The organism is Nocardia yamanashiensis NBRC 100130 (assembly GCF_001613325.1).
GTDB lineage: Bacteria > Actinomycetota > Actinomycetes > Mycobacteriales > Mycobacteriaceae > Nocardia > Nocardia yamanashiensis.
In genome coordinates, this window is sequence record NZ_BDCD01000005.1 from 186,605 (window position 1) to 195,567 (window position 8,963).

General features: G+C 69.7%; 8 protein-coding genes. 2 read left to right on the forward strand and 6 right to left on the reverse strand.

Annotation, left to right across the window (positions count from 1 at the left end):
- Positions 1–347: 347 nt before the first annotated feature.
- From lnt to NY1_RS05835, 4 genes are all read right to left on the reverse strand, one after another.
- Positions 348–2,108, reverse strand: coding sequence for an apolipoprotein N-acyltransferase (gene lnt / locus NY1_RS05820; RefSeq protein WP_084534684.1), 1,761 nt, complete (start codon positions 2,106–2,108; stop codon positions 348–350).
- Positions 2,098–3,693, reverse strand: coding sequence for an amidohydrolase (locus tag NY1_RS05825; RefSeq protein WP_067709178.1), 1,596 nt, complete (start codon positions 3,691–3,693; stop codon positions 2,098–2,100). The genes lnt and NY1_RS05825 overlap by 11 nt, the downstream gene beginning before the upstream one ends.
- A gap of 139 nt (positions 3,694–3,832) precedes the next feature.
- Positions 3,833–4,333: an FxsA family protein gene (locus NY1_RS05830; protein ID WP_067709180.1), complete on the reverse strand. Its 501-nt coding sequence runs from the start codon at positions 4,331–4,333 to the stop codon at positions 3,833–3,835.
- 80 nt (positions 4,334–4,413) lie between these two features.
- Positions 4,414–5,076: a response regulator gene (locus NY1_RS05835; protein ID WP_067709248.1), complete on the reverse strand. Its 663-nt coding sequence runs from the start codon at positions 5,074–5,076 to the stop codon at positions 4,414–4,416.
- An 84-nt stretch (positions 5,077–5,160) separates the two neighbouring features.
- Here NY1_RS05835 and NY1_RS05840 point away from each other — a divergent pair, with 84 nt between their 5' ends.
- The gene (locus tag NY1_RS05840) at positions 5,161–5,739 is read left to right on the forward strand and encodes a TetR/AcrR family transcriptional regulator (protein WP_067709182.1); all 579 of its coding nucleotides are present in this window, start codon (positions 5,161–5,163) and stop codon (positions 5,737–5,739) included.
- Between the two features lie 78 nt (positions 5,740–5,817).
- On the opposite strand, the gene NY1_RS05845 is transcribed toward NY1_RS05840, so the two are convergent.
- The gene (locus NY1_RS05845) at positions 5,818–7,224 is read right to left on the reverse strand and encodes a sensor histidine kinase (RefSeq protein WP_233434219.1); all 1,407 of its coding nucleotides are present in this window, start codon (positions 7,222–7,224) and stop codon (positions 5,818–5,820) included.
- Positions 7,225–7,533: 309 nt separating this feature from the next.
- Between NY1_RS05845 and NY1_RS05850 the strand changes: the two genes are divergently transcribed.
- Positions 7,534–8,301 carry a TSUP family transporter gene (locus tag NY1_RS05850; protein WP_067709186.1) on the forward strand — a complete coding sequence of 256 codons (768 nt, stop codon included), beginning with the start codon at positions 7,534–7,536 and terminating at the stop codon, positions 8,299–8,301.
- A 117-nt stretch (positions 8,302–8,418) separates the two neighbouring features.
- On the opposite strand, the gene NY1_RS05855 is transcribed toward NY1_RS05850, so the two are convergent.
- Positions 8,419–8,963: hypothetical protein (locus NY1_RS05855; protein ID WP_218028312.1), on the reverse strand; the 545-nt coding region annotated here is incomplete at its 5' end.

An 8,963-nucleotide genomic window follows, 5' to 3' on the forward strand; every position in this document is an offset into this window, starting at 1 on the left:
GCCCCGAAGACCGATCACGGTGGCTAGACGCGCGCACGCGCGAGCCGTAGGACGTGATCCACGCCCTATGATTCGGAGCACCCCGCCCAGTGGATCGGTGGTGATCTCGAGTTGCTCGCAACCAACAGCGGTGGCGGAGCGCAATATTAGGCTAGTTACCTCATGGCTAACCTCGCGATAAGGTCGCAACTCGCATAAGAAACCGCACTAACTCGGGCAAAACGCGCCAAAACGGGCTGACCGAACAGCACTCTGGCTATGCGCTGGCGAATCGAGAATCGCCGCCGCGGGACGGCCCTCGTCGCACGTGCCCGCGGTCTATCCGATGATGTTGTCCCGCCGGATGGTTACCGGCTCACCTGGTCGCCGGCCGGCGTCGCAGGGGTACGCGTCCGCCGCCGAATCACTGCCGCCACAGCGGCAGCCGCGGCCAGAATACACAAGATCCGTTCGGGCGCGGGGCCGAAACGAGTGGCGAGTGTCGTGTCCGTTTGCAATTGCAGTTGCGCCACCAGCGCCGCCGGAACGAACTGTTCAGTCTGCTGTTGGATGGCGCCGTCGGCGGTGATGATCGCGCTCACGCCGGTGGTCACCGAGACCACCACGGCGCGGCCGTGTTCCACCGCGCGGATACGCGACATGGCCAACTGCTGGAAGGTCATCTCGCTGTCGCCGAAGGTGGCGTTGTTGGACGGCACCGCCAGAATCTGCGCGCCCGCCTCCACCGCTTCCTGGAAGGCGCGGTCGAAGACCACCTCGTAACAGGTGGCGATGCCAATGGCCACCGGCGCGCCGCCGTTCGCGGGCCGCACGTGCACCACGCCGTCGCCGGAGCCCGGGACGAAATAGCCTGCCCGGTCGGCATAGTCGGAGAAGTGCCGGAAGAAGCCGCGCATCGGGAGGTATTCACCGAAGGGCTGGATGATCTTCTTGTCGTGCCGCTCCCCCGGCCCGTCCGCGCCGTTCCACACGATCACCGAATTGGTGGTGGTCCGGTCGTCGTTGACGAGTACCGCCCCGACCAGAATGGGGGCCTTGATGTCCCGTGAGGCCTGGGTGATGAGCGCCCGCGCGTCGGCGTTGCGGAGCGGATCGATATCGGAGGAGTTCTCCGGCCAGATGACCACGTCCGGCTGCGGGGCCTGGCCCGCGGCAACGGCTTTCGCCAGTTCCTCGGTGCGCTTGACGTGATTGTCGAGAACCGCGCGGCGCTGGGAATTGAAGTCCAGGCCCAGGCGCGGCACGCTGCCCTGGATGGCGGCGACCGTGATCGGCCGGTTGCCGTCGTCCGGGCGGGGCAGCGCGGTCCGGAGGATCACTCCGGTGAAGGGAACTATAGCCACAAGCATTGCCGCAGCAACAATCCGCGTCCACGATGTGGGACGCGAAGCCCCCCATCTGGGAGAATCAGACACACCGCCCGACACGCCCACAGCGCCCGTTTCCGGCAGCCCGCGCAAGATCAGCGCCGCCAGCGCGGTGCCCGTCAGCGCCACCGCGAAACTCACCAGCGGCGCCCCGCCGATCATGGCGAAGGGCAGATACCATCCGTCGGCCTGCCCGAAAGCCAGCCGCCCCCAGGGAAATCCGCCGAACGGAAAGCTCGACCGCCCCCATTCGGTCAACGACCAGGCGGCCGCCACCCACAGCGGCCACCCCGGCAACCGCCCGACGAGCCGCACCAGCATCCCGAACAACCCGATGTACACCGCGCACACCGTCGACAACGCGATCCACGGCACCGGCCCCACATAGATCCCGGTCCACGGCAGCAACGGCAGGAAGAACCCCAGCCCCGCCAGGAACCCGTACCCGAATCCCCCACGCAGCCGCCCGTTTCCGCGCACCGCGAGCACCAGCACCGCGACCCCCACCGGCGCCAGGAACCACAGCGTCCGCGGCGGAAAACTCGCGAACAGCAACAGCCCGGCGACCACCGCCGCCACCGCGCGCCATAACACCGGATATCGACTTGCCACGTTCGCGATGGACGGACGGCCAGCCGTTGCGGCGGCTTCGGGCGGGGCAGCGTCCGGTGTGACGACGTCGGGCGTCGCGGCCGGTTGCGTTGGGGTGGAGGCGTTTTCGGGGTGGGACTCAGGCGCCATGGATGGTGACCCCACGGTGCACGGTGCGCAGGCAGCGGGGCAAGGTGGCGTCGGGGTGCACGGGCGGCAGGCCTGGGACCCGGGAACGCGGGTCGGTGGACCAGCGCTGGACGGTGTCGGACGCGGCCGCGACCACGAGATCGCTTGCCTCCCAGACGGTATAGGAGGCGGGGGCGCCCGCGACGAGAGTGCCGGCCATGCCGTCGCGGACGCCGCCGGCGCGCCAGGCGCCGCGGGTGGCGGCGGCGAAGGCGGCGCGGGGGGAGATCTGGTGGCCGGGGGTGCGGTGGTGGGCGGCGGCGCGGATGGCTTCCCAGGGGCTGAGCGCGGTAACCGGGGCGTCGGAGCCGATGGCCAGGGAGATGCCGGCGGCGGCCATGGCGGAGAAGGGGTTCAAAGTGGCGGCGCGGTCGGCGCCCAGGCGGGTGGCGTACATGCCGTCGGGGCCGCCCCAGGTGGCGTCGAAAGCCGGTTGGACGCTGGCGATCACGCCCCACTGGGCGAGTTTGGCGATCTGGTCGGCGTCGATCATCTCGGCGTGTTCGAGGCGATGGCCGCGTGAGGCGACGGCGGGGCCGCCGAGCCCGGCGACGACGCGTTCGAAGCCGGTGACGACCGCGTCCATGGCGGCGTCGCCGATGACGTGGAAGCCGGTCTGGATGCCCGCTTCGGTGCAGGCCAGGATGTGCGCGGTGATCGCGTCGGCGTCGAGGTAGGCGGTGCCGGTGGTGTCGCGGTCAGCGTAGGGGGCGCGCAGCAGGGCGGTGTGCGAGCCGATGGAGCCGTCGACGAACAGGTCGCCGCCGAGGGCGTGCACGCCCAGTTCCTTGAGCAGGGTGCGGGCTTCGTCGGCGGTGCGCACGGCCTGGCCCCAGTAGGCGCGCACTTCCACGCCGTGGGTGAAGTCGAGGAGTTCGCGCACGTCGGTTTCGCCGGAGATGTCGGGGCCGGCGCATTCGTGCACGGCCACAATGCCGTTCGCGGCGGCGGCATCCAGGGCGGCCCGGCGGGCGCGGTCGCGCTGGGTGCGGTCCAGGGCGCCGAGGGCGGCGGCCCGCACGCGGTGGTGGGCGTCGGCGCGCAACGGTTCGCCGCGGGTGAATCCGGTGGCTTCGGTGATCCCGGGGACCGTGTCGAGCAGTGCGGCGGAGGCCATCGCCGAATGTGCGTCCACGCGAACCAGATACACGAGCCGGCCGGGTGCGGCGGTTTCGATTTCCTCGACCGACGGCGGCCGTCCTTCCGGCCAGGTGGTCTCGTCCCACCCGTCGCCGAGGAGCGCGCCGCCGGGGTGCGCGGCCGCGAAAGCCGCCAGCAGGTCCAGGCATTCACGCAGCGAGGCCGCCGCGGACAGATCCAGTCCGGTGAGTTTCAATCCCAGCGCGGTGACGTGCACGTGCGGGTCCACGAACGCGGGCGCGACGAACGCGCCGCCGAGTTCCACGATCTCCGCGTCCGGGTGCAAGGCCCGCCCCGCCCGGTCCAGTCCGACCCAGCTCACCACCCCGTCGGTGACGGCCATGGCCGTCGCGTCGGGATTACTGGAACTGTAGACACGACCGCCGACAAGCAACTGGGTACTCACGAGTTTCCAGTCTGCCCCACGCGCGCGGCCCGCCCGCAACCGCACCGGCCCACTGTGACCTGGGTCCAATAGGAAAGGGCTGGGCGCCCATTGGACACCCAGCCCGCCAATTACCGATAGCCGTCGGCTATCTGAAGACTTATCGCGGATCGATGGCCCGGAAGCCGCCGTTCTTGCCCTGCCCGTCGTCGTACCACTCGGTCACCACGGTGGCGTCGATGACCTCACCGTCCGGGTCGATGACCACATTGCGGTACCCGTAGGGCCCGACCGCCGTGGCGACCCGGCTCAGCCGCCGCGCCGCGAACGCCGCCACCACCGGCCGCAGCACGAACCGGGTGAACGGCACCAGCGCCAGCAGACCCAGCATCGAGGTCAGCAGACCGGGCACGAACATCAGCACCGCGCCCACGGTGACCAGCGCGCCGTCGGCGACCGCGGTAGTCGGCTCGACCTCGCCGCGCGCGGCCTTGCGGAACCCCTCGAACACCTTGCGGCCCTGCGAGCGCACCAGCACCAGTCCGGCCGCCGAACCCAGGATCAGCAGCGCGATGGTCGGGAACACCCCGATGAGGTGTCCGAACACCACGAGTGTGGCGATCTCGGCGATGAAGTACAGCGCGAACAATACGGCGGGCATGGCGGCGATCCTTTCGATCGATCTACCCTCCCCAACGCGCGAGCCCCCGGTTTTTCTCCCGCCTGCGTCCCGCCTCACACTCAGGCGCTGCCGGGACGAACCAGACCGGTTTCGTAGGCCAGCACCACGGCCTGCACGCGATCACGCAGGTCGAGCTTGGTCAGCACCCGCCCGACATGGGTTTTCACGGTGGCCTCGGACAGGAACAGCGCCGCGGCGATCTCCGCGTTCGAGCGTCCGGCGGCAATGTGCTCGAGCACCTCGCGTTCGCGCGCGGTGAGCGCGTCCAGCACCGACGGGTCGCGGCCCGCGCCGGGCGCGTCGGCGATGAGCCGGTCCAGCAGCCGTTTGGTCACCTTGGGCGAGACCACCGCATCGCCCGCCGCGACGCTGCGGATCGCGGAGACCAGATCCTCCGGCGGGGTGTCCTTGAGCAGGAACCCGCTCGCCCCGGCCCGCAGCGCGCCCAGCGCGTGTTCGTCCAGATCGAAGGTGGTCATGACGAGAACCCGGCTCCCGCAACCGGATTCGATGATGCGCGCGGTCGCATGCACCCCATCGATGACCGGCATCCGCACATCCATCAGCACCACGTCCGGGCGCAGTTCGGCGGTCCGGGTGATGGCGGTGGCACCGTTGTCGGCCTCCCCCACCACTTCGATGTCGGGTTGCGCACCGAGCACCATTCGCAATCCCGCCCGCATGAGCTCTTGGTCGTCGACTACCAGCACAGTGATCGGCACGCTCATCAATCTATCGGCCGCACAGCGGGAGTGGAGCGACCCCTTCCCGGAGACGACACGATCCGTTCCCGGTACCCTGTCGCGATGGCCTACGCACCGAACGCGGCACGGCGCAGTGAATCGAGCCGCCGCGCGATCTTGGCGGCCACCGCGGAGCTGTGCGCCGAGCTCGGGTACGGCCGGTTGACCATCGAGGCCATCGCCGCGCGGGCCGGGGTCAGCAAGAAGACGATCTACCGGTGGTGGCCGTCCATCGGCGCGGTCGTGGTCGAGCTCATCGACGAAACCGCTGACGAGGTGGCCACCCATCCCGATACCGGTGATCTGTTCACCGATCTGCGCACCCAGCTCGCCAATGTCATCGCCATGCTGTCGCCGCCGGAGACGTCGCTGTTCGCGGGGCTGATCGCGGCCGCGCAATCCGATCCGCAGCTGGCCGGTGAACTGCGCGACCGCCTGATCCAGCCGCGCATCGAGGAATTCCACCGCCGGATCCGCAGCGCCAAAGCCCTGGGGCAGCTGCCCGCCGACGCTGATCCGGCCATCGCCTTGGATCTGCTCTACGGGCCGATCTACCACCGCTTGGCGTTTCATCTGGGCATGCCCGAAGGCGAATATCTGGATTCGCTGATCCGGCACGCCATGCGCGCACTCGGCGGCTGACTGCGGCTCGGCGAGCCGTCGGCGGCTCGGTAGCCGGGCGCGCCCGGTCTAGGCAAACGGCTCAGGGCGCGTCCCTGTCTAGTCGATGTCGGTGCGATCCAGCGGGATGGTGGCGCGCACCGACCAGCCGCCTTGAGGATTCCGTCCGGTCGACAACGTGCCGCCCAGCACGGCGATGCGTTCGCGCATGCCGACCAATCCCAGTCCGCTGCCGGGAATTCGGAGCGCGGGGCCGAGCGTTCCGGCGGCGCCGGAGCCGGAAGTGGCCGGGCCGCATCCGCTTCCGGCCGGACCGCGACCGCCGCCGGTCCCCTGCGTGCGAGCCGGGGCGGGCGGGCCCGGGATATCGGACTGGCGCGCCCCCGGCATCGCCTGCCCAGCGGGCACGCCCGCGGTGGCCTCCAGGCTGGCGGGGGTATGCCAGCGCGGCCCGGAACCATTGCGCGGCTCGGGGTTCGGCGTCGGTTCGGTAGCGAGCCCACGGGAATCGACGATCTCGACCAGCACATCGGTGTCGCGACGGGCGACGGTCACGCGCGCGGACGGCGTAGGACCGGCGTGGCGCAGGGTATTGGTGAGCGACTCCTGAACGATCCGGTGAATACCGAGGCTGACTTCCGGACTGACGGTGTCGATTTCGCCCGTCAACTCCAAGGAGACCTGCAATCCGGTATTGCGCATCATCTCCACGACCTTGGCGATACCGGCGGTCCCGTGCTGCGGAAGTTGTTCGGGGGCATGCTCGGTACGCAGCAACTCGACGGTCCGCCGCAGCTCGCGCAGAGCGTCGCGACCGGTACCGGCGATGGTGGCGAGCGCTTTCTCTGCGGTGTCCGGGTCGTGGCGCAGGGCGAAGCGGGCACCGTCGGCCTGCACGATGATGACGCTGACAGCGTGCGCGACCACATCATGAAGTTCGCGGGCGATGCGGGTGCGTTCGGCCGCGACCGCATCGTGGGCGCGGCGTTCGCGGTCGTAATCGGCGACGGCCAAGCGGGCAGCGACCTCGTTGTCGTAGGCGTGACGAGCGCCGACGAACTCGGCCAGGGTCCAGCACAGGGCATAGAAAAGAACAATGAAGGCGAGGTCCGCGCCAATCGGCTTGCCGATCGTGATGTAGGCGATGAACGAGTCGAGCGCCAGCAGGACCAGATAGGCCAGACCCTCACGGCGGCCCACATAGGCGACCAGCGTGTAGAGCATGATGCCCAGCCCCAGCAACGCCGGATGCGCCGATTCGCTGTCATGGCCGGCCCAGTTCACCAGCGCGGCGGTCGTCGACAGCAGCACCATCGCGACCGCAGCAGCCTTGGTGTAGGTGCGCCGGACGATCATCGGCAGCACCAGGAACACGCTCAGCACCAGGTAGGCGACCTTGTTACGGCTCTCCCCCACCGCGAGCACATCGATGACGAACAGTCCGAGCGCGAGCAGCGAATCGGAAACCATGGGCTTGCCACGCAGCCACAGACTGAACCGGCGCACCACCCCACACTAGTAGCTGCGCCCGGCATGCCCGGATTCCGCGCGGCCGCCGGCGTCCGCTCCGAACGGAAACCCGAGCGACCGGGGCTCCTTCGTCGGCATCCCGGTGAACAGTTCCGATCGCTCGTCGTCCCCGGGGACGAGCCAAGTCGGCTTCAGTCCGCAGATTGCCGCCAATAGTCACCGGCAGCCGCGGGTCCCCCGGCGGCGAGCAGCAGCGGGTCCCCCGGCGGCGAGCAGCAGCGGCGGGGGACGACGGGCAGTGGCGGCGGTTTGCCCGGAGTTGGCGCGGTCTGGTTGGGTTCCGGTGTGAGTCTTGCGGACTGGGCGGTATTGCTGACGGCGGCGACGGCGGCCGGATGGGTTGACGCGGTGGTGGGCGGTGGCGGGCTGATCGTGCTGCCGACTCTGTTCGTGGTGCTGCCCGGTGTGGTTCCGCAGACCGCGTTGGGCACGAACAAGCTAGCGGCTTTCTCCGGTACCAGCGCCGCGGTGATCACGTTCGCTCGCAAGGTTCCGCTGAATTGGAAACAGCTCCTGCCCGCGGCCGCTCTGGCGGCGGTCGCTGCCGCGTGTGGGTCGGCCGCGGTCGGGCTCATCGACCGCGCGTTGTTCATCCCGATCGTGATGGTGGTGCTGGTCGGTGTGGCCATCTTCGTGACCGCTCGCCCCGCGATCGGCGTCACTATGGCCACCCATCCGCCGACTCGCCGTAAAACCCTGCTGGTCTTGGGCTTGGCCGCGGGCCTCATCGGTCTCTACGACGGCATCCTCGGCCCGGGCACCGGCACTTTCCTGATCATCACCTTCGCCACTCTGCTCGGCACCGAATTCGTCCGCGCCGCGGCCATGGCCAAGGTCGTCAACTGCGGGTCCAATCTCGGGTCCTTGGTCTTTCTCGGCGCTACCGGCCACGTGTTGTGGACCCTCGGTCTCGCCATGGCGGTGGCCAATGTCGCCGGTTCCATCGTCGGTTCCCGCATGGCCCTCGCGCGCGGCGCCGGTTTCGTCCGCATCGTGCTGCTGGTCGTGGTGATCGCCATGGTGATCCGCCTCGGCTGGCAGCAATTCGCCTGACCCGCGCGGAACTACCCCACCGCAGCGACGAAACGGCCCGGCCGGGAACGAATCCCGGCCGGGCCGTCTGCGCACTGCGACGTCACTGCCGAACGAAATCTCGTGACGATCCCGCCGCTACACCAGCACCTCGTCGTCGGCCGCGGTCCCGGCGACGTCTGATGCCGTAGCGCCGGCATCGCTTCCGTCGTTCCCCGGCCCGTCCGGCATCGGAGCCTGCTCCGGCTCGGTGGTGGCTCCGACGGCATCGACCATGGCCCCCGGATCGACCGCGGCTGTCTCCGCGTTCTCGCCCTCCCCGAACGCGTTCCCGGCCCGCATGTTCCGCACCGCTTCCTTGTACAGCTTCCCGGCATCGGCGTATTCCAGTCGTGCGCTCGCCTCCGAGATCGGGCGGAACACCGACGAATTCACATGCAAGCGCGATCGCCACGCCGGCACCACCACATTCGGCCGCGGCGGCAGTGGCGCGGCGATCTCCTGCACCACGAATTCCCCGGTCCCGCCGCGGGCAGGCGCAACAGGCTGTGAGGCCCCGGCCGACGGGCGCGCCGCCGCGTCACCGGACGGATCCCCTTCGGCACGCGGCGAATTCCCCGACGGCCCGCCGCTCTCACCGGGGGCATCCGCACGCGGACTCACGATCGCCGCCCCCGCACCGC

Coding starts and splice junctions, on each gene's coding strand:
- lnt (WP_084534684.1), bottom strand. CDS start 2,108: ATGGCGCCTGAGTCCCACCCCGAAAACGCCTCCACCCCAACGCAACCG.
- NY1_RS05830 (WP_067709180.1), bottom strand. CDS start 4,333: ATGCCCGCCGTATTGTTCGCGCTGTACTTCATCGCCGAGATCGCCACA.
- NY1_RS05840 (WP_067709182.1), top strand. CDS start 5,161: ATGGCCTACGCACCGAACGCGGCACGGCGCAGTGAATCGAGCCGCCGC.